Origin of the sequence: Pseudoalteromonas sp. THAF3, assembly GCF_009363775.1 — a bacterium.
Classification (GTDB): domain Bacteria; phylum Pseudomonadota; class Gammaproteobacteria; order Enterobacterales; family Alteromonadaceae; genus Pseudoalteromonas; species Pseudoalteromonas ruthenica.
This window is the reverse complement of sequence record NZ_CP045418.1, coordinates 2801554-2826142: the sequence shown is the minus strand read 5'-3', so window position 1 is coordinate 2826142 and position 24589 is coordinate 2801554. Positions and strand designations below refer to the sequence as shown.

Below are 24589 nucleotides of genomic sequence, written 5' to 3'. Positions count from 1 at the left end.
GTGAAAACCATGGATAGTCATTACAGTACTAATTTACCACAGCTGGTATTTACTCCCCAACAATTGCAGCAATATGAAGCTGCCGCTGCCAAGCACAGCGGAGTGAGTATGCAGGAGCTAATGCACCGAGCGGGTAGTACCGTGGCTCATTGGATACAACAACACTACGACGAAAAAAAACGCGTTATTGTGCTTAGTGGTGGTGGTAACAACGCCGGTGATGGCTTTGTGGTCGCCACTGAATTACGCCAACAAGGGTATGATGTTAAGGTATGGCCGTTGGTCGCTTTGCATACTCTGAAGGGAGATGCCGCAACCATGTACGAGCGCTTTAAACAAAGCGGTGGGGAGTGTGTTCAAGACGCAAGTCTACATCATTATCATATAGTGGTGGATGCTATCTTTGGCATTGGCCTTAATCGTGCTTTGCCGGAACCTATTGCTGATGTATTGGCAAGAGTAAATGCCGCTAAGGTGATGCGTATCGCCATTGACGTCCCCAGCGGGGTCGATGCCCACAGTGCGCAGGTACATAATAATGCCTTTAATGCCCACCATACACTGACGTTTATTGCCTTAAAGCAGGGTCTATTGAGCGGTCGTGCTAAAACCCAATGTGGTCACTTATGGTTTGCGCCATTGGCAATAGAACAGGCTTTTTACCGCCAGTGTAGTGCAGTGGCTTGCTTGAATGATCATGCATCGATGATGCGCAAGCGGCCAGTTCGGGATCTAGGCAGTCACAAGAATAATGCCGGTCATGTTTTAGTTGTCGCGGGGGGGCTAGGAATGGCGGGCGCAGCGCGATTAGCCAGTGAAGCGGCACTACGAACAGGGGCCGGTTTGGTGAGTGTGGCTACCCATCCAGATAATGTGCAAACCATAAGCCAAGGTTGCTATGAGCTTATGGTTCACGGGGTAACAACTGCTCAGCAACTCACAGCACTATTGGAAAAAGCCAACGTCGTCGTTATTGGGCCTGGATTAGGGCAGTGTCAGTGGGCGCAACAGATGCTCAGCACGGTTCTTGGCTATGAACACAAACGATTAAAAGTGCTGGATGCGGATGCATTAAACCTATTGGCACAGCATCCACAGCGACTCTCTGATTGTGTTTTGACGCCGCACCCCAAAGAGGCTGCGCGATTATTGCAAAGCTCCGTTACTGAGGTGGAAGCCAATCGCTTTGCCAAGGTGCAGGAGTTGGCGCGTTCATACCAAGCAACGGTGCTGTTGAAAGGTCCGGGTACACTTATTTGTAGCGCTGATAAATTAACAATTAACAGCAGTGGCAGTAACGCACTAGCGAGTGGCGGCATGGGTGATGTATTATCTGGTATAATTGGCGCGTTGCTAGCGCAGGGCGTTAGCTCACATGACAGTGCCTGTGTGGGAGCTTATGTGCACGGCTTAGCGGCCCAGCAAGCAAGCAGTGAGGGCAGCAAAGGGTTGCTCGCCAGTGATTTATTTCCAGTAGTACGAGCTTTGATAGGGTAAGCAATAATGACCATGCGGTTTGACCAATATTTAGCGGATGAGCAAGCAACCGTCGCATTCGGGGCGCAACTAGCTCCACTTATCGCTGACGGTGCGGTGATCTATATGTACGGTGACTTAGGGGCGGGGAAAACCACGCTCACGCGTGGAATCGTGCAAGGGCTGGGTCATAAAGGTAAGGTTAAGAGTCCAACTTATACCTTAGTTGAACCTTATGAACTAGCGCAGGTCAAAGTATATCATTTTGATTTATATCGATTAGCTGACCCAGAAGAGCTCGAATTCATGGGCATTCGGGATTATTTCGATAACCGCGCGGTGTGTATTTTGGAGTGGCCTAGTAAAGGTGAGGGGGTAATTCCTCGCGCTGATTTAGAAATCACGCTAGAGTATACAGGGGAAGCGCGTGAGATCAGTATCGACGCAAAATCTGAGCGTGGCGCTGATGTAGTAACAAAGTTAAAAGGCAATGCTTAAAATAATCATAACCGCAAGCAAGGCAACCTTGTGCGCCATGTTGCTCGTATGGGCAACAGTGGCGGCAGCTAAAAACACCATAGAAAACGTGCGTGTATGGCCATCACCCGATAGCACGCGGGTGGTGTTTGATATGCAAGAAAAGCCAGACTTCAGCTATTTCATGCTGAAGAATCCATTACGCCTCGTCGTTGATATCAATAATACTGCGCATCGTAAAGACTACCCAGCAATTGAAAAGAAGCACCAAATTGTTGATAAAATCCGTCCTAGCACGCCGAAAAAGTCGGGTTCCACTCGAGTGGTGTTTGAGTTACTCAAAGCCACTAAGCCGGTTATTTTTTCTTTGGCTCCTACTGGGCCGTATAAAGACCGATTAGTCATTGACCTTTACGATAAAAGTGACGGTCAACAAGCCCAAAACATACCAAAAAATAGAGTATTAGAAACCAATCGTGACATTGTTATCGCGATCGATGCGGGTCACGGCGGTGAAGACCCAGGCTCTATTGGCCCAAGCGGCACCTATGAGAAAGACATCACTTTGCAAGTAGCTAAACGCTTAGAGCGATTGATTAATGCCGAGCGGGGCATGCAAGCCTACATGGTTCGCAGCGGAGATTATTACGTCAAACTCAATAACCGCAGCACCAAAGCGCGCAAACGCAAAGCTGACTTTTTAGTGTCAATCCACGCTGATGCCTTTACCAGCCCACAGCCGCGAGGAGCGTCGGTGTGGGTGTTGTCTCTGCGTCGGGCTAATTCAGAAATAGGTAAGTGGATTGAGGATAGGGAAAAACACTCTGAATTACTTGGGGGGGCTGCGGATGCCATCCGCGACACGGCCAGCGAAAAGTATTTAGCGCAGACGCTACTCGACATGTCCATGGATCACTCCATGAAAACTGGCTTTAAAGTGGCTGAAGAGGCCATCAAAGAATTACGAAAAGTGGCGAAAATGCATAAACGCTATCCGCAAGCGGCGAGTTTAGCAGTACTGAAATCGCCAGATATTCCCTCTATCTTGGTGGAAACGGGGTTTATATCCAATCCTCAAGAAGAGCGGTTGCTGAAAACGGCGGCGCACCAAGAAAAACTAGCTAAGGCAGTGTTCAGATCAATTCGTGGTTATTACCGTAATAACCCCCCTGATGACTCGCTCTTTGCAACGATTAAGGCACAAAACCCAACACGACATAAGATTCGTCGCGGTGAGTCGTTAAGTGTTGTGGCGAGTCGTTATGGCGTCTCTGTCGGGGCTATTAAACGCGTCAATAAGCTAAAAACAGACACAGTCTACATTGGCCAAGTGTTAACCATTCCTAATACCTAACGAGCGTATATGAGTATAGCGATATTACCGGCGCGATTAGCTAACCAAATCGCTGCCGGTGAAGTAGTTGAGCGTCCCGCTTCTGTCGTGAAAGAGTTGGTTGAAAACAGCTTAGATGCGGGAGCGACACGTATTCGCGTTGATATTGAACGCGGCGGCCATAAACTGATCCGCATTACCGACAATGGTTCGGGTATAGTCAAAGATGAGCTCACCCTCGCGCTTTCACGCCATGCTACCAGTAAATTAAAAACACTGGATGATTTAGAATGTATTAACTCCTTAGGCTTTCGTGGCGAGGCGCTCGCCTCCATAAGCTCGGTATCGCGACTAACGTTAAAGTCCAAGCCTGCCCAGCAAAATGAAGCTTGGCAAGCCTTTGCTGAGGGACGTGATATGGCCGTGCAGGTGCAGCCAACAGCGCATCCTGATGGCACCACCATTGAAGTTAAAGACTTATTTTTCAACACCCCCGCACGGCGCAAATTCTTACGAACCGAAAAAACTGAGTTCAACCATATTGATGAGCTGCTAAAGCGCATTGCCTTAAGCCGCTTCGATATTGCCATTACCTTAACCCACAACGCTAAAGTAGTGCGCCAATATCGGCCAGTGTCGGCGGACGACGCGGGTGCAGTAAAGCGTATTGCTCAGGTCGCGGGCAAAGGCTTTGCCAGCCAGGGAATGCATTTACAAAGTGGTGACCAAGGGCTGTATTTGCATGGCTGGATTATGCCTCAGCACACGCAAACAGAGCCGCAGTACACCTATGTTAATGGCCGCATGATGCGCGACAAATTGATTTTACACGCTATTCGTCAAGCCTTTGAAGAACATACCCAACAAGCGCAAGTGCCGGCATTTGTACTTTACCTAGAAGTCGACCCCCGCCAGGTTGATGTTAACGTGCATCCGGCCAAGCATGAGGTGCGCTTCCATCAGGCGCGATTAGTCCATGACTTTATTTTACAGGCGGTGCAACAGCTGGTGGCCAGTGAGCAAACGCTAATACCGCAACCCTCGATATCACCCGCAAGCGCTGCTCACAGTGACAGTCCTGCTTACCCCAAATCGCAATTGCGTCCTAGTCCTGATAATCAGCAATCGGGACAGCTTATGGGAACGGCCAGTCGCTCTGGTTCAAGCTATCGAGATTCAGCGCCAGCGAGCACGCGTGCGCACCCTGTTGATGCCCAACGTATTGCTCAAGCGAATCAGTTTTATCAAGGGATCAGTGAAGTACAGGCTCATGAGTTCAATCATGTGGCTGAGTCAGCCCCTGCGGAGCATGTAGCCGCTGAGAGTGTGTCACTTCTGCCCTTAACGGATGGCCACTGTGCAGTGAGTGTGCAAGGGCAGTTACACCTTAGCCACTGGCGTCAGGTGTTACCGCTGGCTTGGCAGCAGCAACTCGAAGCTGAAGCGCAGCTAAGTAGTCGTGCATTGTTGTTACCTGTGCGTGTGGCCTTGCAAGATAAGGAGTTGGCGTGTTTGCAAGGACTGCAATCCTGGCTCTCGGTGTTAGGGTTCGATATCCAGCTTGAAAAACAATTTGCCATGGTAAAGCGTCTACCTAGCAGTTTATATGCCAGCGATGCCAAGCGAGTGATTGAGCAGATACTCAGCGCGCAGTTGACGGCTGAGAGTTCACAGCAGGATTTTCTCACGTGGCTTGCGGCATCTACGCCGAGCAATTATTTCAATGGTAATGACTTTGCAACTTGGCAGACACAGTTACAGAATACTCCAGAAATTGTTCAGCAATTACAGCAAAAAGCCGTTAAAATAGAGCTATCCCAATACGTCAGTCAATTAAGTGTTTAAGCCTTGTGAGTTCATTGCCCGTTATCTGTTTAATGGGGCCTACCGCCTCAGGAAAAACCGCCTTAGCCATTGATTTATGCCAACACTTCGATACCGAAGTGATCAGCGTCGATTCCGCCTTGGTGTATAAAGGAATGGATATCGGCACCGCCAAACCTGATGCGCAAGAACGTGCGTTGGCACCCCATCGACTTATTGACATTGTTGACCCGGCACAGAGCTACTCCATGGCTGACTTTCGCCGCGACGCCCTAGCGCACATCGAACAGCTACATAATCAAGGCAAAGTACCCTTGTTAGTAGGTGGTACTATGATGTATTTCAAAGGCTTACTCGAAGGGCTATCGCCACTACCTGAAGCTGATGCAGACATTCGAGCTGCCCTCGAAGCCGAAGCAAAAGAGCATGGATGGCCGGCGTTACATCAGCAGTTACAGCAGGTGGACCCGCAGGCAGCGGCGAAAATTAACGCCAATGATTCACAGCGAATTAATCGCGCCTTAGAGGTATACCGTATCAGCGGTAAGAGTATGACTGAACTGCAGCAAACGAAGGCACAATCCCTAGGGTTTCCAGTTCATCAATTTGCTATTGCGCCAAGCGATCGTCGCGTTTTGCACCAGCGTATAGAGAAAAGATTCCAAATAATGCTCGAGCAGGGGTTTGAAAACGAAGTTTTGTCCCTATATAACAGGAAGGATTTGCACCCGGATCTGCCTTCTATTCGTTGCGTAGGGTATAGACAAATGTGGGATTACATCGCGGGTGAAATTGATTATGATGAAATGGTTTTTCGTGGAGTAGCTGCTACGCGTCAGTTGGCGAAAAGGCAGCTAACCTGGCTTCGAGGTTGGCAGAACCTAACGTGGCTTGAAAGCGGGGACCAAGAAAACTTGCAACGTATAGTAAGTTCGCTAAGCTAGTATTATTGGGACGTTTTTTTCTTTAGAGTCAGTCCTGAACTAGATACATAATAACACCTAAAACGAAGGAAAATAACAATGGCAAAAGGCCAATCGTTACAAGACCCATTTTTGAATGCGCTACGTCGTGAGCGTATTCCTGTTTCAATTTTTTTAGTCAACGGCATAAAACTGCAAGGCAAGATTCAGTCTTTCGACCAATTTGTCATTTTATTAGAGAACACTGTAAATCAGATGGTATATAAGCACGCAATTTCCACTGTTGTGCCAGCCCGAGCAGTGAATTTTCATGGTGCGCAAGGACTCGACGCACCGGAGTCAGAAGAAGGGAATTATTAAATCAGTAGGAGCATAATGCTTGTTTGACCGTTATGAAGCCGGCGAACAGGCAGTCTTAGTTCACATCGAATTTCCCCATGAAGGCGATAGAGAAGATCTTCATGAGTTGGAAATGTTGGTATCTTCTGCAGGTGTTAGCAGTCTGGCGGTTGTGCAAGGCAGTCGCCAGGCACCACACCCGAAGCTTTTCGTCGGCACGGGGAAGGCAGAAGAGATAGCTGAGATTGTCAAATCCCACAACGCAGATGTCATTATATTCAACCACGAATTAAGCCCATCACAAGAGCGCAACTTGGAAAAGTTGTGTCAATGTCGTGTGCTCGACAGAACTGCCCTTATCCTTGATATTTTTGCTCAGCGCGCCCGCACCCACGAGGGTAAATTACAAGTTGAATTGGCGCAGCTACGGCATATCTCCACCCGTTTAATACGTGGTTGGACGCACTTAGAAAGACAAAAGGGCGGTATTGGCTTACGCGGCCCCGGTGAGACGCAACTCGAGACCGATAGACGGCTGTTACGAGGGCGCATTAAAAGTATTTTAAAGCGTTTAGATAAGGTCGCTAAACAGCGCGAGCAGGGTCGTCGTGCACGTAACCGCAACGAAATCCCGAGTGTCTCTCTGGTTGGCTACACTAACGCTGGGAAATCAACGCTATTCAACCGCATTACCGAGTCTGAGGTATATGCTGCGGATCAATTGTTCGCGACCTTAGACCCAACACTTAGAAAGCTTGAAGTGCCAGACATCGGTAGTGTTATTTTGGCCGATACCGTAGGTTTTATCCGCCACTTACCGCATGACTTAGTCGCGGCCTTTAAAGCGACGCTGACCGAGACTCGTGAAGCCGATTTACAGCTCCATGTAATCGATGCGGCAGACTCGCGTCGTAAAGAGAATATAGAGCAGGTGCAAGAAGTACTAGAAGAGATTGAGGCGAACGAAATACCGCAGCTACTCATCTACAATAAGATTGACCAGCTTGAAGACGTTGAGGCGCGCATTGACCGCGATGATGAAGGCAAACCGATGCGAGTTTGGCTATCGGCGCAGCAAGGTCAAGGAATGGAGCTACTGAAGCAGGCTATTAGTGAGTTGCTCGCGAAGCAAATGCTTAATGCCGACTTGCGTGTGCCCCCCTCACAAGGGCGGCTGCGCGGCGCGTTATACAATCTCAATAGCATTAGCTCAGAGGACTTCGATGAGCAAGGAAACTGGCTGCTTAGCGTTAACGTACCAATGAGTGAATGGAATAAATTGAAAAAGGAAATTGGTGAACAAATTGATGGCTACCTTACGTAGTGCATGAAAATGCGCTAAAGTAGCGACAACCATGATTTTCTTGCGTCAACTTGGGGGCATAAATCTGTCGACTAAGTATGACAACAACGGTAATGCTGCGATAGCATTACCCCTAGCAACAAACATTGATAACTATGGAGTATGGCTATGGCCTGGAACGAGCCGGGTAACAATGGCAACGACAAAGATCCTTGGAACAATAAAGGTGGTCGTGACCAAGGACCGCCAGATTTAGACGAAGTACTGAAGAAGTACAGCGATAAGTTTGGTGGCTTGTTTGGTGGTAAAAAAGGGGGCGGTAACAATAAAAACGGCGGTTTAGGCGGCGTTGGATTGCTTATCGTGCTTGTAATTGCTGCGATCATCTGGGGCCTAAGTGGCTTCTACACCGTCAAAGAAGCCGAGCGAGGTGTGGTGCTACAATTCGGTAAGTTTGACCGTATTGCGCAGCCAGGTTTACGCTGGAAAGCGACCTTTATCGAGCGTGTTATCCCTGTTGATATCGAAGCAGTGCGTTCGTTGTCTGCTTCCGGCTTTATGCTCACCGAAGATGAAAACGTCGTGAGCGTTGAGTTTGAAGTGCAGTACCGTGTGGTTGACCCTTATCTTTACAAGTACAGTGTAACTGACGCTGATCACAGCCTGCAGCAGGCATTGGACAGTGCTCTACGTTATGTTGTGGGCCACTCGCAAATGGACCAGGTACTCACTACAGGTCGTGAAATTGTGCGTCAAAACACCTGGGATGAGCTTAACGACATTATCGAACCATATAACCTTGGCCTGATAGTGACCGACGTGAACTTTAAAGACTCACGCCCACCTGCTGAAGTAAAAGATGCGTTCGATGATGCTATCGCTGCGCAAGAGGATGAAGAGCGTTTCATCCGCGAAGCTGAGGCGTACGCCCGTGAAATTGAGCCACGCGCCCGTGGTCAAGTAACGCGTATGACCCAAGAAGCTGAAGGTTACCGTGAACGCGTTACCCTGGAAGCACAAGGTGAGGTGGCTCGTTTTGAAAAGCTATTGCCTGAATATGCAGCAGCGAAAGATGTGACCCGCCAACGCTTGTATCTAGAGACTATGGAGCAAGTACTAGGCAGCAGCACGAAGGTGCTTGTTGATGTCGAAGGTGGCAACAACATGATGTATCTACCGCTGGACAAACTGCTAGATAAGCATCAGTCAGGGCAAAAAATCACCTTGCCTAGCGCTAATAGCATTCAAGACTTACGCAACAAGTTAGGTGCCAATGCATCGCGTAACAGCCAAGTAAATTCTGGCAATGATCGTTTCTCTAAAGACCGCTTTAACGGAGGAAGATAGCAGTGAGAAATTTTAGTATAATCCTCATTATTGCTGCAGTAGTACTTTCGTTTTCTTCGGTGTTTGTAGTACCAGAAGGGCAGCGCGCTATTGTGTTGTTATTCTCTAAAGTACAAAAGGACGATACCGACAACGCTGTGGTGTATGAGCCAGGCTTGCACTTTAAAGTGCCTTTCGTGGCGCAAGTGCGTAAGCTCGATGCGCGTATTCAAACCCTCGACGGAACTCCGGATCGCTTCGTAACCAGTGAGAAAAAAGATCTCATCGTTGATTCTTACGTGAAGTGGCGAGTACAAAACTTCAGTGATTTTTACCTACGTACCCGTGGCGATAAAAATTACGCTGAAACGCTACTAAAGCAAAAAGTAAACAATGGCCTTCGTACCAACTTCGGTGCGCGTACGATCAAAGAAATTGTTTCTGGTGAGCGTAGTGAGTTAATGGAAGAAGCTTTGGTTCAAGCCTCTGAAAGCGCTCGCGAGCTCGGAATTGAAGTCCTCGACGTACGGGTTAAACAAATTAACCTACCAGACGAGGTGAGTAATTCTATTTACCAACGTATGCGTGCTGAGCGTACCGCTGTAGCGAAAGAGCACCGCTCTGAAGGTCAAGAGAAAGCGGAAGAAATCCGTGCCTCAGTGGACCGTCGGGTGACGGTTATGCTCGCCGATGCTGAGCGTAATGCGCGTTCTGTACGTGGTCAGGGTGATGCACAGGCGGCAAAAATCTACGCCAACGCTTATAACAAAGACCCTGAGTTTTTTGGTTTCTTGCGTAGCTTAGATGCATACAAGAAAACCTTTAAAAACAAGCAAGACGTGATGGTGATTGAGCCGGATGGTGAATTCTTCAAGTACATGAAGAACGCAGAACCACAGTAATCTCGTCATAGTCAGTAATAGCCCCGAGTGCAATCGCCTCGGGGCTTTTTTGTCACTGAGAGAGTCTAATGAGCTGGCAATTGTTAGTAAGCGCCTTTGCGCTTATGCTTATTTTCGAAGGGCTAGGCCCAGCACTGTTTCCAAAAAAGTGGCGTGCATACATGGCGCAGCTAGCGAGCAGTGATGAACGCACCTTGAAAGTGGTGGGTATCATCTTAATCCTTACTGGCGCGCTTGTGTTCCACCTTATTAACCTCGTCTAGCTTGCTGAGCTAGCAATGAATTTTCTATTAGCGGAAAAAATAACCAAAACGGGGTGATCTGCCCCCGGCTTTTCTGATAAAATCTGCGCCTAATTTTTTCTAAGTGAATTTGCAATGGGTAAAAACGTCGTTGTACTAGGCACCCAGTGGGGTGACGAGGGGAAAGGAAAGGTCGTAGACCTCCTTACAGATAAAGCATCTTTAGTGGTCCGTTATCAAGGTGGGCACAATGCTGGTCACACTTTGGTGATTGATGGCGAGAAAACAGTTCTACACCTGATCCCATCGGGTGTGCTACGTGACAACGTAAAATGTGTTATCGGTAATGGCGTAGTTCTGGCCCCCGACGCATTGATGAAAGAAATTACTATGCTTGAAGAGCGTGGCGTACCGGTGCGCGAGCGTCTGCTTATCTCTGAAGCGTGTCCGCTTATTCTGCCGTATCACGTTGAGCTTGATATGGCACGTGAAAAGGCGCGTGGCGCTAAAGCCATTGGTACCACAGGTCGTGGTATTGGTCCTGCGTATGAAGACAAGGTTGCACGCCGTGGTCTTCGTGTTGGTGACTTGTTCAACCCTGAGCAGTTTGCCAATAAGTTGCGCGAAATTCTTGAGTACCACAACTTCACTTTAGAAAACTACTACAAAGTTGAGCCAGTCGACTTCCAAAAGACGTTTGATGATGCCATGGCTGTGGCGGATATCCTTAAATCGATGGTTGTTGATGTGACTGAGCTATTGGATCAGACCCGTGAAAAAGGCGACAACATTCTGTTCGAAGGTGCACAAGGCACGTTGCTGGATATCGACCACGGTACATACCCATATGTTACTTCATCTAACACCACCGCCGGTGGGGTGGCGACAGGGGCAGGTTTTGGCCCGCTGAACCTAGATTATGTGTTGGGTATTGTTAAAGCTTACACTACGCGGGTGGGTTCAGGTCCATTCCCAACAGAGCTTTATGATGGCGTTGATAAGCAAGACCCAGTGGGTAAACACCTTGGCGAAAAAGGCCACGAGTTTGGTGCTACGACCGGCCGTTTGCGCCGTACAGGTTGGTTTGATGCTGTGGCTATGCGCCGTGCGGTACAAATCAATAGCATCTCAGGGTTCTGTATGACCAAACTGGACGTACTTGATGGCCTAGAAACTATTAAAATTTGTACTGGTTATCAGCTTGAAGACGGCACTGTTACTAACGTTACACCGCTTGCTGCTGAAGGCTACGAAAAAGTAACGCCAGTGTATGAAGAAATGCCAGGCTGGAGCGATAACACCTTCGGTGTTACTCGTGTTGAAGACTTGCCTAAAGCGGCAATCGACTATATCAAGCGTGTTGAAGAAATCACCGGTGTTCCGGTTGATATTATTTCAACCGGCCCTGATCGTGTTGAAACCATGATTGTGCGCAACCCATTTGCTGAATAAGCGTAGGGTGTGAAAAAAGCTGCTGCGGCAGCTTTTTTTGTGCCTGCACATACCAATTTTGGCACTGGTTTTGCTATAAATTGATGAGAGAGTTGATTCGTCAAAGGAGCGTCATGCGCCATTTGTTAACCATGTTATTACTGACCAGTGTGCTCAGCACCACAGCTCATGCGGCAGAGCCGTTAGAGGCCGTACAGCTGTATACACAGGATGAGTTGGTTAAATTGATACGTAAAAACGCCCATTTAAAGCGGGTGCAGGATGATGATTGCCAACTTGTGCAAGATATTGCCGCGCGCGCGAGTAAAATGAAGTTGCCCAGTTATCAGTTCCTCTACGGTGATATGCTCGCTTACAATGTGTGCGTTGAACGAGATGTGGACTTAGGTGTTTACTACATGCGCCAAGCCGCTGAGCAAGGCTTAGCAGAGGCGTTAGAGCAGCTGGGACGCTACTATGATATTGGCCGCTTAGTTCAGGCCGATAAAGCCATGGCTATCGTGTATTTGCGTGAAGCCGCTGCACAAGGCAACCTGCCAGCGCAAATGCGTTTGGTAAAGCTGTTTAATCAGGGCTACGGCAGTCCACGCGACTATGAAGATGCTTATCGCTGGCTGTTTCATACCCAAGTTGCAGATCGCAACCTACACAAGAAAATTGGTGCGCAGTTAAGTAAATTGGCGCAAAAAATGCCCGATAGCGTGGTTGCACGGGCACGATTACCCGTTGATCAATAAAGTTTAACAGTATTTACCTGTTGCCTTTTCCCGATATGGGTTAAAATAACACCATAAGTCACCGTATAAGTTATTGAATGACCAAACAGGATCCATACCTCGATAGAGAACAGCAAAAATACGAAAACCCCGTCCCCAGCCGAGAGTTCATCCTCGACCACATTAAAAAACGCGCTAAGCCTGCTAATTTCAGCCAACTTTGTTCCGAGCTGGATGTATATGACAGTGAGCGTCAAATTGCCTTTAAGCGCCGCCTGCGCGCCATGGAGCGTGAAGGGCAGCTGCATTTCAATAAGCACAAATGCTACGTTATTCCCGATGATAGTGGCTTAGTCAAAGGTAAGGTCATTGGCCACCGTGATGGCTTTGGTTTTTTGCAAGTCGAAGGTGAACCTAAAGACTGGTTTATTGCTCGCCACCAAATGAACACCGTGTTACATGGCGATGTGGTGTTAGCTAAAGCGGGCTCACGTGGCCAAGGTGGCAAGGTTGAAGCACGCATTGTGAAAGTACTTGAAGGCGAGCGTGCGCCAATCATTGGCCGTTACTTTGTTGAGCATGGTATGGCCGTGGTTGTGCCAGAAGACCCACGCATTACGCAAGATATCATTATTGTCCCTGGGGCAGAAAAAGGTGCGCGCCACAACCAAATGGTGCAAATTGAGATCACCCAAAGCCCAAGCCGCCATATGAATGCGGTAGGCAAGGTCACAGAGGTGCTCGGTGAGCATTTAGCACCGGGTATGGAAATTGAGGTAGCGCTGCGAAATCATGAAATCCCTCATCAGTGGCCACAAGAAGTTGAGGAGCAGGTGGCTCCTTTAGGCGAGCAGGTGGCAGAGCAAGACAAACAAGGGCGCGTTGACCTGCGTCATTTGCCCTTGGTCACCATTGATGGCGAAGATGCCCGAGATTTTGATGACGCTGTATTTTGTGAGCGCAAAAAGTCCGGTGGTTGGCGCCTATGGGTGGCGATTGCTGATGTCTCCCATTATGTGCAAAAAGGCTCCCCTTTAGATCAAGAAGCGATTAATCGCGGTAACTCAGTGTATTTCCCTGAGCAAGTTATTCCCATGCTCCCTAAGGTGCTATCCAATGGCTTGTGCTCACTGAATCCGAAGGTCGACCGCCTGTGTATGGTTGCGGAAATGACCGTCTCCGCAGCCGGTAAGCTCTCAGGCTATCGTTTTTATCAAGCATTGATGAACTCGCACGCGCGCCTTACCTACACCAAGGTGCACGCAATTTTAGAAGGCGATGAAAAATTGCGTGAAGAGTACGCGCCCCTAGTGGGTCATCTGCAAGACTTGCAGCAGATGTATATGGCGCTAAAAGCAGCGCGTCAAGAGCGTGGTGCCATCGAATTTGAAACCCTGGAAACACGGTTTGTGTTTAACGCGCAGCGCAAAATTGAGTCTATAGTACCCGTCGTGCGTAACGACGCCCATAAGCTTATCGAAGAATGCATGATTTTAGCGAACGTGTCAGCGGCGCGATTGCTAGAAAAGCACGAGGCCAGCGCCTTGTATCGTGTGCATGATGAACCGGACAGTGAGAAGCTTGGACACTTTCGCCAGTTCCTTGGTGAACTCGGCATCGAGAACCCCTTTGGGGATTCTCCCGAGCCAGCGGAGATTACCGCTGCCATCGATAAATTAGCCGATCGCCCAGAGTTGGGACTGATTCAAACTATGTTGCTGCGAGCGATGAAGCAAGCCGTTTATCAGCCTGACAACATTGGTCACTTTGGTTTGGCACTGCCCGCTTATGCGCACTTTACCTCACCAATCCGCCGTTATCCCGACCTGGTGGTGCATCGCGCTATCAAGGCCATACTCAAAGCGCAAGGGCAGCAAACCAGTGGTGAGTATGAATACAACGATGATGAAGCAGATCAACTCGGTGAGCAGTGTTCAATGACCGAGCGCCGCGCTGATGATGCGACTCGTGAAGTCGCTGATTGGTTGAAGTGCGAGTATATGCAGGATCATGTTGGCATGCACTTTGGCGGGGTTATTTCGTCGGTCACTAATTTTGGCTTGTTTGTACGCTTAGATGATCTGCAAATAGACGGTCTGGTTCATATTGCTAACCTGGGTGATGAATTTTTCCACTTCGATGGCGCTAAACATTGCCTTGTCGGTGAGCACAGTCGTACTGTGTATCGCATGGGTGATAAAATATCGGTGCAAGTGGCTTCGGTTTCTTTGGAGGAACGCCGTATCAATCTTGCTCTGGCGCAACAAGAGCCTGATCGTTATGCTCGGCGCAAGGCGAAAAAACCTTCGGTGCGCGATAAGCTTAAAGCGGGCGACATTCCAGGAAAAGGTAAGAAGCCAACACCCAGTGGTAAGAAAAGTGGCGGTAAAAAGAAAGCCTCTAAAGACAAAAAAGCAACAGCTGGCAAAAATGTAAAGGCCAGTAAAAGCAAGAAAAAGTCACGAGCAGGTAAAAATGCTCGTAAGAAAACGAAAAAGTAGAGAGTCCCAGTGAGTAACGAATTAATCTTTGGTTTTCATAGTGTCGAAGCCATCCTCAGCCGCGAGCCCGAGCGCTTCATTGAACTGTATGCTTTAAAAGGGCGTGATGATAAGCGTCTAAATGCGTTGATCAATCAGGCTCGGCAATTCGGTATTTCGGTGCAGTTTATGCAGCGTAAAGCGCTGGATGACAAAGCCCGAGGCGAACAGCATCAAGGCATTATTGCTCGAGTTCGCCAAGGTAAACAATATAACGAGCGTGACTTAGACGCCATTATTAGCCGAGAGCAAACGCCCTTCTTGTTGGTCTTAGATGGCATCACCGATCCCCACAATTTGGGGGCCTGCCTGCGTAGTGCGGACGCTGCCGGTGTGCACGCGGTTATCGTGCCTAAGGATAAGTCGGCGAAGTTAAATGCGACGGTACGAAAGGTCGCTTGTGGTGCTGCTGAAGTGGTGCCGTTAGTGCAAGTGACTAACCTCGCACGGACCTTGCGCGAAATTAAAGACGCGGGGGTGTGGGTTGTCGGCACGGCAGGAGAGACCGATACCACATTGTTTGATGCCAACCTCACCGGCCCTATCGCCATGGTCATGGGTGCTGAGGGCGATGGTATGCGCCGTTTAACGCGTGAGCACTGTGATGTGCTGGTGAAAATCCCTATGGTGGGCACGGTATCTAGCCTAAATGTCTCGGTCGCGACTGGCATTAGCTTGTTTGAAGTACTCAGACAGCGAAGCGCATAACGCCAGTTAGGCATGCACCCCCCTTGATATTGTAAGGTGTGTGCCTGGCTCCGTATTCTATGTCATTACCTCGCATCAATCAGGCGTAATTTACTGGTATTCGCCTTCTTTTAAGTTGCTTAATTTGCCAACAATGCGTAGAATACGCGCTCATTTCGGCCATTTAACATTAATTCCTTGCCTTAAACCGACCGGCCGAAACGGTGGAAGGCTATATTAACCGTAAGGAATACCCATGCGTCATTACGAAATCGTATTCATGGTTCATCCAGATCAAAGTGAACAAGTTCCTGGTATGATCGAGCGTTATACTGGTTCTATCACTGAAGCTGGCGGTAAGATTCACCGTCTAGAAGACTGGGGCCGTCGCCAACTGGCTTACCCAATCGAAAAGCTTCACAAAGCACACTATGTTCTAATGAACGTTGAAGCACCTACTGAAGTAATCAACGAGCTTGAAACTTCTTTCCGCTACAACGATGCAGTGCTTCGTAACCTAGTTATGCGCACTAAAGATGCAGTAACTGAAGCTTCTCCTCTTGCAAAAGAAGAGAAAAAAGAAGCTGCTGAAGCTTAATCGTTCTGCGTGGTTGTAATGGCTGAAACGCCTAGTGAGCAAGCGCTCAATCTAGTCGAATTAGGTGGCACTGTTTGTAAGGCCCCTAAGTTCAGTCAAAGCCCGGCCGGTGTCCCCCACTGTATTTTCGTGCTAGAGCATCGTTCAATACAGGTTGAAGCGCAACTAAACCGTCAAAGTTATGTGCGTATTCAGGTGGTAGCAAGTGGTTCGGAGCATCAATCAGCAACACAATATTTGCAAGTTGAGCAGTCAGTGCGAGTGCGGGGGTTTTTAAACCGCCACCAAGGTCGAAACGGCCTCAGTCAACTGGTACTGCATGCTCAGCAAATTGAAAGAATTAATTGAGGAAAATACTCATGGCACGTTACTTCAGACGTCGTAAGTTCTGCCGCTTCAAAGCGGAAGGCGTAAAACAAATCGATTATAAAGATCTAGCTACTCTTAAAAACTATGTTACCGAAAGTGGCAAAATCGTACCTAGCCGTATCACAGGTACTAGCGCTAAGTATCAGCGTCAGCTAGCAACTGCTATCAAGCGTGCTCGCTACCTAGCCCTTCTTCCATACACTGACTTACACAAGTAAGCAGCGGATTAACAGTTTTTAAAAGGTGTAGAGACATGCAAGTTATTCTACTAGACAAGATCGCAAACCTAGGTGGCCTAGGTGACCAGGTTTCTGTTAAATCTGGTTTCGCACGTAACTTCCTGTTCCCGAAAGGTAAGGCAGTTCCTGCAACTAAAGCTAACATCGAAACTTTCGAAGCACGTCGTGCTGAGCTTGAAGCGAAAATCGCTGAAGAGCTAGCTGCTGCTACAGCTCGCGCTGAGAAACTTGAAGCACTTGCAGAAGTGACGCTAGTTTCTAAAGCTGGTGACGAAGGTAAACTATTTGGTTCAATCGGTACTCGTGACATCGCTGATGCGATCTCTGCAACGGGCATCGAAGTAGCTAAATCAGAAGTTCGCCTACCTAACGGTACTATCCGTGAAACAGGTGAATTCGACGTAGCAATCCAGGTTCACGCAGAAGTGATGGCTTCTATCAAAGTGATCGTTATTGCTGAAGCTTAATCGTCGATTAGCTTTATAAAGACCGCGCTTAGGCGCGGTTTTTTTATGCCTGTCTGATGTTGGCATTGCTCGTTTCTTGCAGAACTTGTCATCCTCAAGCGGCGACAGTGAAGCTGTTCTTTCTTATACCCGCCTGCAGTCCTATTCGTTGTTTCAAGCGCATTCCACAAAAAGTCTAGCTCGACAGCGCGAATCAAAAAGATTGACTTCTGTAGGTCAGGTTTCAACCTGACAAAGCGCTTTATATTAGGGGGTGATGCTCTGCGTCGAGCAAATGCTTACAGGTAGATCTTGTCGTATGTTTTCGTTACCCAGGCTAATACTATCCTCATACCTATACCTTAGATAAGGGAAAGAACCTACAACTTAGATGTTATTTTTATTCGTTTATAAGTCATTAACGAAATTGCTGTTACTTTTGCATTAAATTAAAGAATAACTTATGCACAAATGTGGAGTAATAAAATTGACTTTGACAGCGTTGTCATTATATCTTAACCCAGTCTTAATAAAATTCTAGGCAAAACAATGCGCTTACAAGGAATGCTTCAACGCGGTTTTACCCTGATAGAAATGATGATAGTGGTCGCTATTATCGGTATTTTGTATGCAGTGGCGATGCCAGCCTACAGCGAGTATATGGAAAAAGGACGCCGTGCGGATATGCAGCAAAATATGCTGCAAGTTGTTGCCGTGCTTGAACGTACATATTCTCGTATGGGCGGATACCCTAGTAACTTTACCCTCCCCAGATCTGATTATTACACCTTGCGGTATGCCCCGCAGCCAACTATCTCTAGTAGCGGCGGCGCACATTATGATGCTAAAAAGTTCACCTTGCGGGCTATTCCCAAAGCGGCACAGAGTGGCGACGAGTGTGGCACCCTGAGTATCAACGAAGTCGGTCAGCAACGCGCTAGCGCTGGTGATGACGACGATTGTTGGGGGAATTAACCCAATGCATCAAGGACGATATTCAGCCCTAGGCTTTACTTTAGTTGAGTTAATGGTGGTGGTAGCAATCATCGCTATCGCCGCTATTATCGCCACGCCGTCGTATATACAGTTCATAAAGCAAGACCGCATTGTCAATCACGCGAACCAACTTCATAGTGTGTTTAAGTTCGCTCGCAGCGAAGCTGTTAAGCGTGAGCGAGCTATTAATTTGCGCGCTTCAGCCGAACAGTGGCAAGTGGTAGCCAATCCAGGTGAAGCAAATGAAGCCGTGCTAAGAGCTTTTACCAAGCAACATAGCTCGCTAACGATTGCGCTGCCTAACCGCATTGTTGCGATCACTGGTGAGCTTAACAACGCCACTAATATATTGATCACTGACAATGATGCCAGTACCACGGACTATCGCTTATGCGTACTACGCAGCGGTCAAAGCTGGCTAGCTGAGGAAGGTGAAGCATGCGTGTAAAAGCAATCCAGTCTGGCTTTTCGTTATTAGAAATTATGGTGTCGGTGGCGATTGCAGCCATTGCCTTGTTGGGGCTGGGCAGCGCACAACTCAAGTCATTGCAGTATGCGACGAGCAGTTTCAACTACACCATGGCTATTGTACAGGCCAACAATGCTGCAGAGCGCATCTGGCCAAATTTATGCGCGCTCAAGCATGGTGGTGGTTTTAACGGCAACTTCAAAAACACCACCTTAGCACCGCAAATCGATGACTACAGCATTACCTTTCCCGCTAATTTTAACGACGATTTAGCCATTGAAGTGCAATGGCCAGATAGTCGCCTTGATGATGGCCTGCAATCTAAGTTGCGCATTTTTGCTCAATATCCAACGCTCTCGGCTGCGGAGTGTGGCTTATGAAACGCGCTCATTTAGGTTTTACTTTAGTTGAGCTAATGGTTGCTTTAGCCGTAGGTAGCTTTTTAATCGCTGGCGTTGGGCTTTCTTACGCCACTATCAAAGGCACTGTAAGTGCGACTAAAGAGCTAGAAAATGCCCAAGAGGTGGTTCGTTTCACTTCTCAGGTGCTCACTCGCAGTCTTAAACAAACCCCATTTGCGCCTGTGGTCAGTGCTGATGGCAGTACGCTGCGGGTTCAGCAACAGGCGGGCGTTTTATCGTGTTTGGGCACTACGCCTAGCGCTGATTATATTGAGCAATACCGCTTGGTTGATGGGCGTATACAGTGTGATATGGGCGCTGGCGGCGAAGACATCCTGACCGGTGTGACGGCGCTCAGTTTTAGCTATGATGCGACCACCAAGCTCACCACCATTAATGTTACTCCTCAGGGACTGCCGCAGCAGTTTGGAGGCCAAGTACAAATCGATATTGCAGCGTCGCGATTAATTTTAAGTGAACTATATGGAGCAAGTTCATGAAGCAACAGCAGGGCTTCACTCTAGTCAGTGTGATGTTATTAACCGTGGTCGCTGGCGTGGTGGTATTTACTTCGCTAAAAGACAGCATCGTGCAAGAGCGCCTCAGTGGCAACTTTCAGAAGAAAGTTAATGCGCGGATGATGTCTGAACGAGCCGTTTTTGCTCAGGCTGAGAAAGTGCAGCAGCAACTGCATGCAAACCCTGATGCTGATATTGACGATCTCGTAGCGCAAACTCAACAAGCACACAGTGGCTCCATTCATAAGGGAGACCTAAAGTATCGTGCACAACTAAATAAAAATGGGGCGGGTGAGCTGGAAATCGCTGCGTTAGGAGAGCGTTATGCTGGTGAAGCAGAGGCTAATTTAGTGGCCAGATACGGTGTTACCAGTAACGGTGGCTATGCGCCTTTTAACACCGCCATAGTTGGCTGTGATGGAGTCTTAAATTCAGCGGGTGGGAACATAGATAGCTATGATTCGCAGCAGCTTGATGGCCAGTATGATCGTGACAACGCCTCAACCCAAGCGCATGTGAAAACGATTTCACCTAATGCGGATATCGTTGTCAGTGGTGGTTCTTCCACGTGGGGTGATGTCCGTGCAACAGGAAACATCAACATTACCGGAGCAGGATTTATATCCGGGACTGTTCATGCCAATGGCGATATTGATGTCAGTGGTGGTAGCTCAGGAGATTATACGATACCGCCTGGTTTTCCTGTGAAAACGCGAATTGGCGGTGATATTTTGGCAAAAGGCAGTGTTACTTATCAGGGGCGCCATATATTAGGGGTGGTAAGAGCCGAGCAAGATGTTCATTTTACTCCCTCATTTGCTGTTAGAAATATCAACAATAATGGGTTAGCCGTTCTGTATGGTGGTAACAATACCACGGAAGAAAATAATAAAGACTCTATCGCCGGCACTAATTATAAAGGTGCGCCTTATCACCAAACTGTTACCGTTCCCGCTGTTCCTGCCAGTAATAGCGAGGATCCTAACCACGACCCTAAAGACCCAGACACCAACTGTGATCCTTACTCGTTGCCCTCTGAGTTAGCAAAGCTGCAGCAAAAGTTGCCTCGTCAGGGACTCAATGTGACAGGATGGGGTAATCATGCACAGTTCGACGACGAACAAGGCCGTGATAGTTTTGGTTCTATCTACATGCCAACCTCAACTTCTATATTGGGGCGGCAATACGGATCGGTATACTTTCTAGATGATCTGATTATTAATGGAGCTGAATTGACGATTGCAAAGGGAGATGTCGTTTTTTACATTAATGGCGATTTCAAGCTTACAACCAATGGTAATAGCGCACTAAATATCAATGAAGGTGCAAGTTTGACGTTATTTGTTCAAGGTAAAAGTCAAATTCAGCAACCCGTTAACGTGCTCAAGAAAACACTTAATAGCAACAAGCTACCGCCTTTCAGTCTGTATTCTGGGTATCAAGATAACTCCGCAGCAACCCAATGCGGGGGCGACTTTGGTGTTGAGCTATCGGGCACGGGACAAATGTACGGAACTATTTATGCACCCTATAGCAATGTAAAGTTTGGTGCCAGTGGTGAGCTGTACGGGGCCATTCGGGGGAAAAGGGTCAGTGTATGTGGTGATGGTGATATTCATTACGACACCGCGCTGAAAAAGTCACAAGGTGGAAATTTAGGCGGTCAGCGCCGGGTGATATTCCTTGGCTGGCAGTATAAAACCCCGAAGGAGCTATCACCTTAGCGAGTTTAACTATCCCTACTACCAATCTCAGCCCCTATAAAGGGGCTTTTTAGCGCATTGCACCTATGCGCAAGGTAAAGCCAGTATTTGTACCTAAGGCCAACAACTGCAAGGTAGCTCGGCTAAGTCGCAATGCTTACCTTTGCCGGCACAGCTGGCTGCGTCACATGCTGCGGATGGGTCGCAGCAGTCATCGCGGTTTTCTTTCTTTTTGCGTTTGTTGCTATCTTCTTGAGCGTTGAGTTGCAGTGTGGCGTGAGCTAATTTACAGGCATGCAATCGTGCTTTGATATTGGCATAACCATGAAAAAAGCCGTGTTGCTTTACTATGGCAAGGACGGCGTTAGAGCAAGATGCACCTTTATGTAAGCACGCATGGGCGCAACGAAATCCCTTGTAAGGGGAGACAAAGCGTTGATATAGACGTATCACTATGATTGCTATGTTATTCAAATGTAGGCCTTTATAAGTTTTCCCGTTGAGCGTTTGCCATAAATTAATCCTGAGAGGGCTTTTTAAAGCGCATCGACAAGGCCATAGCCGTGCCGGTGACAATACCCATGCCGATAGCGCCAGGTAGCCCCATCGCCACTAAAATCGGTATGAATAGCAGGCGATGCACGAACACCAAAGGCAACACGGCAATAGCCAAAGCAACATAGTTCATGCGAACCTCGAAGTGCGCGCCGCAGTGCGGGCATGTTTTGATTTTCCCCCAAGAGTTTGCCGCTTTAGAGAAAAAGCTAATGGACTTAAGGCAAGAGGGGCATTTAAAAAACTGCTCATTATCTGAGTGCTCAATGTTAGCTTGTTTAGCGGCAGTATGTTGTGCGCGTTTGATTTGTAGCTCTTGCTTAATCGCTTGCACTCTTTGCGGGTAGGCCTCGCTGTCCACGTGCCTTAATGCGTCTTCAAGTTCGTCTATTGAATAGCTTGCATAGTTGGGCTGTATTTCGTCTATCATCCTTGAATCTCCGTTATTGCTGCGTATTCCTTGCACCACAAGATTATCCTATAAGCCCTAAAAATCCAATGTCCTTACACTTTCCAGTGCACGCAAAAAAATAAATAAAAAAATTTAAAACCCATTTAAACCCTTTGTACTTTAGTGCGCGTCTAATACAGTAACAAAGCGAATAACAACAACAGGATATATCGCATGCAGGGTCATGCCGCAGAGGCAAGGGCAACCGCACCACCGCCGCCAAGCGAGGCAGAACTGATACAACAGGTGAAAAAGGGCAATCAGCAGGCCTTTGCACAGCTGTATCAGCAGCATATTAAGCGAGTCTATGCCTTGTGTTTGCGTTTGGCGGCTGACACCACTCAGGCGGAGGATGTGAGCCAAGAGGTGTTTGTGCAGTTGTGGCAAAAAATACACAGCTTTGATGGCAAAGCGCAATTTAGTACTTGGTTGCATCGCGTAACCAGCAATATTGCCATTAGCCATTTACGCAAACAAAAAAACTGGCTGCAACGCGTCGTGAGCAGTGAAGCGCAGGGCATGGAGTATGAACAAGTGGCTCAATGCCAAGAGCTTAACGGCCTTGATAAACTCATAGTGCGGCTACCTGAACGGGCACGACAAGTTTTTGTTCTGCACGCAGTAGAGGGCTATCGCCATGAAGAGATAGCCAAGATTATGAATATGGCGGTGGGGTCTTCAAAGTCACAATACCATCGCGCCCGAGGGCTGTTAAAGGAGTGGTACGAGCATGAGTAAACCTGATTTTGAGCAGTTTCTAAACCAGCAACTGCAACAACAGCAAAAAGAGATCAGCCCGGAGCGCGATCTTTGGCCCGGTATTGAGCAGGGGATTAATGCGCACACGCATACAGCTGATAAAAGCTGGTTTAAACCAGCTTTGGGTGGTGCCGCCGCTGCCATTTTAGTCGCCGTAATCGGGCTCAATTTACCAAGCCAACAAGGCTCGCAACCGAGTAACCAATTCGCGGTGATAAGCGATGTATTCGAGCAACAAAAGCAGAGCCTACTGGTGCAGTATCAAGCACAACCGGCGCTGACCGATAATTGGCAACAGCAATTGCAAGAGCTCGAGCAAGCGGAGCAAGCAATCAAAACCGCGCTTGAAGAACAACCTAACAACCGCGCTTTGCTTAATATGCTCGCGCAGGTTTATCAACAACAACTGAATTTAATTAACAACGTACACCAGCCCAAGCAGGGCGCAGTATTACAGCGTATTTAGGAGCATAACAATGAAAGCAATTATTTATACATTAGCGCTAGCCCCGGTTTTGGTCTTCGCTGGCGAAAAAATTGATGAGCAACTTGACGTGCCAAAGGATGGTCGTATTTATATCGATAACCAACGTGGCGAAGTCACTATTAAAGGTTGGGACAAAAACACCTTTAAAGTGACCGGCGAGCTGGATGACAAAGCCGAGGGTTATACTCTTGAGAACCGTGGTCAGCGTACGGATTTTATTGTTGATATGCCCAAGCGCTACAATCAAGGTTGGGGGCATAATAATGATAATGACGAGGGGTCTAAGTTAACCATATACATGCCCCATGCCAGTGCCTTGGTGATGGAAGGGGTGAGTGTTGATGTGATAGTCAGTGAACTGCACAATGATACCCGTGTGGAAACGGTGAATGGCGATATTGACGCCAAGCAGTTACAGGGCAAGCTCAATTTAGAGACCGTAAATGGCGATATTGACGGCGTAAACCTAGCTGGAGAGATCCGTTATCAAACCGTCAATGGTGATATCAACGACCTTGATTCACAAGGGCAATTACAAATGACCTTAGTCAATGGCGACGTGGAATCGAGCACCCGCGCTGAAGATATCCGCTTTGAAAACGTCAACGGTGATCTACAGCTCAATGCTCAAGCCCTAGGCAGCTTAAAAATTAATACCGTCAATGGCGAGCTTGAGGTCCGTGTGGCGAAGCTTCATACCGACGGGCAAATCCGCGCCGAGAGCGTCAGTGGTGATTTGGACCTCTACCTACCCAGCGATCTGTCAGCACGGTTTGATTTAGAAGCCCATGCTGGCGGCGATATTCGCAACGAACTGAGCGATGATAAAGCCGTGGAAGCCAAGTATGGTACGGGTGAAAGCCTGCACTTCACACTAGGCCAAGGCGAAGCCGAAGTGCAAGTAACCACCATTAGTGGCAACACCCACTTACGTAAAAACTAACCCAACCTCGGCGAGCCCTTAGGGCTCGCTATTTTTCTTGTTTACCAGTCAGCAAAAAAGCGAAGCAGTTGTTGCACTGCGATGCCAAGCCGATAAAATAAAGCCATTCACCCCG

At 48.1% G+C, this 24589-nt stretch carries 28 protein-coding genes; 26 read left to right on the top strand and 2 right to left on the bottom strand.

All coding sequences use genetic code 11. From position 1 onward, the window contains the following. Positions 1-9 precede the first annotated feature (9 nt). The 23 genes from FIU82_RS13140 to FIU82_RS13030 all read left to right on the top strand — a co-directional run bounded on the left by FIU82_RS13140 (position 10) and on the right by FIU82_RS13030 (position 21300). Positions 10-1497: an NAD(P)H-hydrate dehydratase gene (locus FIU82_RS13140; protein ID WP_152441254.1), complete on the top strand. Its 1488-nt coding sequence runs from the start codon at positions 10-12 to the stop codon at positions 1495-1497. Positions 1498-1503: 6 nt separating this feature from the next. After that, positions 1504-1974, top strand: a complete 471-nt coding sequence (gene tsaE, locus FIU82_RS13135; RefSeq protein ID WP_026111201.1) for a tRNA (adenosine(37)-N6)-threonylcarbamoyltransferase complex ATPase subunit type 1 TsaE — start codon at positions 1504-1506, stop codon at positions 1972-1974. Next, positions 1967-3307 carry an N-acetylmuramoyl-L-alanine amidase gene (locus FIU82_RS13130; RefSeq protein WP_022945611.1) on the top strand — a complete coding sequence of 447 codons (1341 nt, stop codon included), beginning with the start codon at positions 1967-1969 and terminating at the stop codon, positions 3305-3307. Before tsaE ends, FIU82_RS13130 begins: the two co-directional genes overlap by 8 nt. A gap of 9 nt (positions 3308-3316) precedes the next feature. Continuing rightward, the gene (gene mutL, locus FIU82_RS13125; RefSeq protein WP_152441253.1) at positions 3317-5131 is read left to right on the top strand and encodes a DNA mismatch repair endonuclease MutL; all 1815 of its coding nucleotides are present in this window, start codon (positions 3317-3319) and stop codon (positions 5129-5131) included. Positions 5132-5136: 5 nt separating this feature from the next. Further along, complete coding sequence (miaA, locus tag FIU82_RS13120) at positions 5137-6054, top strand: tRNA (adenosine(37)-N6)-dimethylallyltransferase MiaA (protein ID WP_082079304.1); 918 nt, start codon at positions 5137-5139, stop codon at positions 6052-6054. A gap of 78 nt (positions 6055-6132) precedes the next feature. Next, a complete protein-coding gene (gene hfq / locus FIU82_RS13115) occupies positions 6133-6393 on the top strand; it encodes an RNA chaperone Hfq (protein ID WP_022945614.1) in 261 nt (86 codons plus the stop codon). Between the two features lie 19 nt (positions 6394-6412). Continuing rightward, positions 6413-7696 (top strand): ribosome rescue GTPase HflX, encoded by a 1284-nt coding sequence (gene hflX, locus FIU82_RS13110; RefSeq protein ID WP_022945615.1) that lies wholly within the window; start codon positions 6413-6415, stop codon positions 7694-7696. 147 nt (positions 7697-7843) lie between these two features. Beyond that, positions 7844-9022, top strand: a complete 1179-nt coding sequence (gene hflK, locus FIU82_RS13105) for an FtsH protease activity modulator HflK (protein WP_022945616.1) — start codon at positions 7844-7846, stop codon at positions 9020-9022. A 2-nt stretch (positions 9023-9024) separates the two neighbouring features. Then, complete coding sequence (hflC, locus tag FIU82_RS13100) at positions 9025-9903, top strand: protease modulator HflC (protein WP_022945617.1); 879 nt, start codon at positions 9025-9027, stop codon at positions 9901-9903. Between the two features lie 68 nt (positions 9904-9971). Next, positions 9972-10166 (top strand): DUF2065 domain-containing protein, encoded by a 195-nt coding sequence (locus tag FIU82_RS13095; RefSeq protein WP_045979187.1) that lies wholly within the window; start codon positions 9972-9974, stop codon positions 10164-10166. A 114-nt stretch (positions 10167-10280) separates the two neighbouring features. Further along, positions 10281-11597 carry an adenylosuccinate synthase gene (locus tag FIU82_RS13090; protein ID WP_022945619.1) on the top strand — a complete coding sequence of 439 codons (1317 nt, stop codon included), beginning with the start codon at positions 10281-10283 and terminating at the stop codon, positions 11595-11597. 131 nt (positions 11598-11728) lie between these two features. Next, positions 11729-12334, top strand: coding sequence for a tetratricopeptide repeat protein (locus FIU82_RS13085; protein ID WP_235045749.1), 606 nt, complete (start codon positions 11729-11731; stop codon positions 12332-12334). Positions 12335-12411: 77 nt separating this feature from the next. Next, entirely contained in the window at positions 12412-14814 is a 2403-nt protein-coding gene (gene rnr / locus FIU82_RS13080) for a ribonuclease R (protein ID WP_138587788.1), read from the top strand. Positions 14815-14823: 9 nt separating this feature from the next. After that, on the top strand, positions 14824-15561 hold the full coding sequence (rlmB, locus tag FIU82_RS13075; protein WP_022945622.1) for a 23S rRNA (guanosine(2251)-2'-O)-methyltransferase RlmB: 738 nt from the start codon (positions 14824-14826) through the stop codon (positions 15559-15561). Positions 15562-15796: 235 nt separating this feature from the next. Beyond that, positions 15797-16138: a 30S ribosomal protein S6 gene (gene rpsF, locus FIU82_RS13070; protein ID WP_022945623.1), complete on the top strand. Its 342-nt coding sequence runs from the start codon at positions 15797-15799 to the stop codon at positions 16136-16138. A gap of 18 nt (positions 16139-16156) precedes the next feature. Beyond that, positions 16157-16486, top strand: a complete 330-nt coding sequence (gene priB, locus FIU82_RS13065) for a primosomal replication protein N (RefSeq protein WP_022945624.1) — start codon at positions 16157-16159, stop codon at positions 16484-16486. A gap of 11 nt (positions 16487-16497) precedes the next feature. Continuing rightward, positions 16498-16725, top strand: coding sequence for a 30S ribosomal protein S18 (gene rpsR, locus FIU82_RS13060; protein ID WP_022945625.1), 228 nt, complete (start codon positions 16498-16500; stop codon positions 16723-16725). Positions 16726-16760: 35 nt separating this feature from the next. After that, the gene (rplI, locus tag FIU82_RS13055; protein ID WP_022945626.1) at positions 16761-17213 is read left to right on the top strand and encodes a 50S ribosomal protein L9; all 453 of its coding nucleotides are present in this window, start codon (positions 16761-16763) and stop codon (positions 17211-17213) included. A gap of 528 nt (positions 17214-17741) precedes the next feature. Beyond that, positions 17742-18167, top strand: coding sequence for a type IV pilin protein (locus tag FIU82_RS13050; protein ID WP_152441252.1), 426 nt, complete (start codon positions 17742-17744; stop codon positions 18165-18167). Then, the gene (locus FIU82_RS18755) at positions 18142-18636 is read left to right on the top strand and encodes a GspH/FimT family pseudopilin (protein ID WP_239385572.1); all 495 of its coding nucleotides are present in this window, start codon (positions 18142-18144) and stop codon (positions 18634-18636) included. Before FIU82_RS13050 ends, FIU82_RS18755 begins: the two co-directional genes overlap by 26 nt. Then, entirely contained in the window at positions 18627-19037 is a 411-nt protein-coding gene (locus tag FIU82_RS13040) for a prepilin-type N-terminal cleavage/methylation domain-containing protein (RefSeq protein WP_022945629.1), read from the top strand. The genes FIU82_RS18755 and FIU82_RS13040 overlap by 10 nt, the downstream gene beginning before the upstream one ends. Continuing rightward, the gene (locus tag FIU82_RS13035) at positions 19034-19558 is read left to right on the top strand and encodes a PilW family protein (protein WP_022945630.1); all 525 of its coding nucleotides are present in this window, start codon (positions 19034-19036) and stop codon (positions 19556-19558) included. The genes FIU82_RS13040 and FIU82_RS13035 overlap by 4 nt, the downstream gene beginning before the upstream one ends. Next, entirely contained in the window at positions 19555-21300 is a 1746-nt protein-coding gene (locus tag FIU82_RS13030; protein WP_152441251.1) for a hypothetical protein, read from the top strand. Before FIU82_RS13035 ends, FIU82_RS13030 begins: the two co-directional genes overlap by 4 nt. A 93-nt stretch (positions 21301-21393) precedes the next feature. On the opposite strand, the gene yidD is transcribed toward FIU82_RS13030, so the two are convergent. Then, positions 21394-21732, bottom strand: coding sequence for a membrane protein insertion efficiency factor YidD (gene yidD, locus FIU82_RS13025; RefSeq protein ID WP_216651814.1), 339 nt, complete (start codon positions 21730-21732; stop codon positions 21394-21396). A gap of 64 nt (positions 21733-21796) precedes the next feature. Then, positions 21797-22264 (bottom strand): hypothetical protein, encoded by a 468-nt coding sequence (locus FIU82_RS13020; RefSeq protein WP_152441249.1) that lies wholly within the window; start codon positions 22262-22264, stop codon positions 21797-21799. 195 nt (positions 22265-22459) lie between these two features. Here FIU82_RS13020 and FIU82_RS13015 point away from each other — a divergent pair, with 195 nt between their 5' ends. From FIU82_RS13015 to FIU82_RS13005, 3 genes are read left to right on the top strand one after another with little or no spacing between them, the layout of a single operon-like run. Beyond that, complete coding sequence (locus tag FIU82_RS13015; protein ID WP_152441248.1) at positions 22460-23023, top strand: RNA polymerase sigma factor; 564 nt, start codon at positions 22460-22462, stop codon at positions 23021-23023. Next, positions 23016-23510 carry a hypothetical protein gene (locus FIU82_RS13010; RefSeq protein ID WP_152441247.1) on the top strand — a complete coding sequence of 165 codons (495 nt, stop codon included), beginning with the start codon at positions 23016-23018 and terminating at the stop codon, positions 23508-23510. The genes FIU82_RS13015 and FIU82_RS13010 overlap by 8 nt, the downstream gene beginning before the upstream one ends. Positions 23511-23520: 10 nt before the next feature. After that, on the top strand, positions 23521-24474 hold the full coding sequence (locus FIU82_RS13005; RefSeq protein ID WP_152441246.1) for a DUF4097 family beta strand repeat-containing protein: 954 nt from the start codon (positions 23521-23523) through the stop codon (positions 24472-24474). Positions 24475-24589: the final 115 nt, after the last annotated feature.

Excerpts from the sequence above, each read along its gene's own strand:
- FIU82_RS13140 (WP_152441254.1), top strand. The coding sequence starts at position 10 with ATGGATAGTCATTACAGTACTAATTTACCACAGCTGGTATTTACTCCC.
- tsaE (WP_026111201.1), top strand. The coding sequence starts at position 1,504 with ATGACCATGCGGTTTGACCAATATTTAGCGGATGAGCAAGCAACCGTC.
- FIU82_RS13130 (WP_022945611.1), top strand. The coding sequence starts at position 1,967 with ATGCTTAAAATAATCATAACCGCAAGCAAGGCAACCTTGTGCGCCATG.
- mutL (WP_152441253.1), top strand. The coding sequence starts at position 3,317 with ATGAGTATAGCGATATTACCGGCGCGATTAGCTAACCAAATCGCTGCC.
- hfq (WP_022945614.1), top strand. The coding sequence starts at position 6,133 with ATGGCAAAAGGCCAATCGTTACAAGACCCATTTTTGAATGCGCTACGT.
- hflK (WP_022945616.1), top strand. The coding sequence starts at position 7,844 with ATGGCCTGGAACGAGCCGGGTAACAATGGCAACGACAAAGATCCTTGG.
- FIU82_RS13095 (WP_045979187.1), top strand. The coding sequence starts at position 9,972 with ATGAGCTGGCAATTGTTAGTAAGCGCCTTTGCGCTTATGCTTATTTTC.
- FIU82_RS13090 (WP_022945619.1), top strand. The coding sequence starts at position 10,281 with ATGGGTAAAAACGTCGTTGTACTAGGCACCCAGTGGGGTGACGAGGGG.
- FIU82_RS13085 (WP_235045749.1), top strand. The coding sequence starts at position 11,729 with ATGTTATTACTGACCAGTGTGCTCAGCACCACAGCTCATGCGGCAGAG.
- rnr (WP_138587788.1), top strand. The coding sequence starts at position 12,412 with ATGACCAAACAGGATCCATACCTCGATAGAGAACAGCAAAAATACGAA.
- rpsF (WP_022945623.1), top strand. The coding sequence starts at position 15,797 with ATGCGTCATTACGAAATCGTATTCATGGTTCATCCAGATCAAAGTGAA.
- priB (WP_022945624.1), top strand. The coding sequence starts at position 16,157 with ATGGCTGAAACGCCTAGTGAGCAAGCGCTCAATCTAGTCGAATTAGGT.
- rpsR (WP_022945625.1), top strand. The coding sequence starts at position 16,498 with ATGGCACGTTACTTCAGACGTCGTAAGTTCTGCCGCTTCAAAGCGGAA.
- rplI (WP_022945626.1), top strand. The coding sequence starts at position 16,761 with ATGCAAGTTATTCTACTAGACAAGATCGCAAACCTAGGTGGCCTAGGT.
- FIU82_RS13050 (WP_152441252.1), top strand. The coding sequence starts at position 17,742 with ATGCGCTTACAAGGAATGCTTCAACGCGGTTTTACCCTGATAGAAATG.
- FIU82_RS18755 (WP_239385572.1), top strand. The coding sequence starts at position 18,142 with ATGACGACGATTGTTGGGGGAATTAACCCAATGCATCAAGGACGATAT.
- FIU82_RS13040 (WP_022945629.1), top strand. The coding sequence starts at position 18,627 with ATGCGTGTAAAAGCAATCCAGTCTGGCTTTTCGTTATTAGAAATTATG.
- FIU82_RS13035 (WP_022945630.1), top strand. The coding sequence starts at position 19,034 with ATGAAACGCGCTCATTTAGGTTTTACTTTAGTTGAGCTAATGGTTGCT.
- FIU82_RS13030 (WP_152441251.1), top strand. The coding sequence starts at position 19,555 with ATGAAGCAACAGCAGGGCTTCACTCTAGTCAGTGTGATGTTATTAACC.
- FIU82_RS13020 (WP_152441249.1), bottom strand. The coding sequence starts at position 22,264 with ATGATAGACGAAATACAGCCCAACTATGCAAGCTATTCAATAGACGAA.
- FIU82_RS13015 (WP_152441248.1), top strand. The coding sequence starts at position 22,460 with ATGCAGGGTCATGCCGCAGAGGCAAGGGCAACCGCACCACCGCCGCCA.
- FIU82_RS13010 (WP_152441247.1), top strand. The coding sequence starts at position 23,016 with ATGAGTAAACCTGATTTTGAGCAGTTTCTAAACCAGCAACTGCAACAA.
- FIU82_RS13005 (WP_152441246.1), top strand. The coding sequence starts at position 23,521 with ATGAAAGCAATTATTTATACATTAGCGCTAGCCCCGGTTTTGGTCTTC.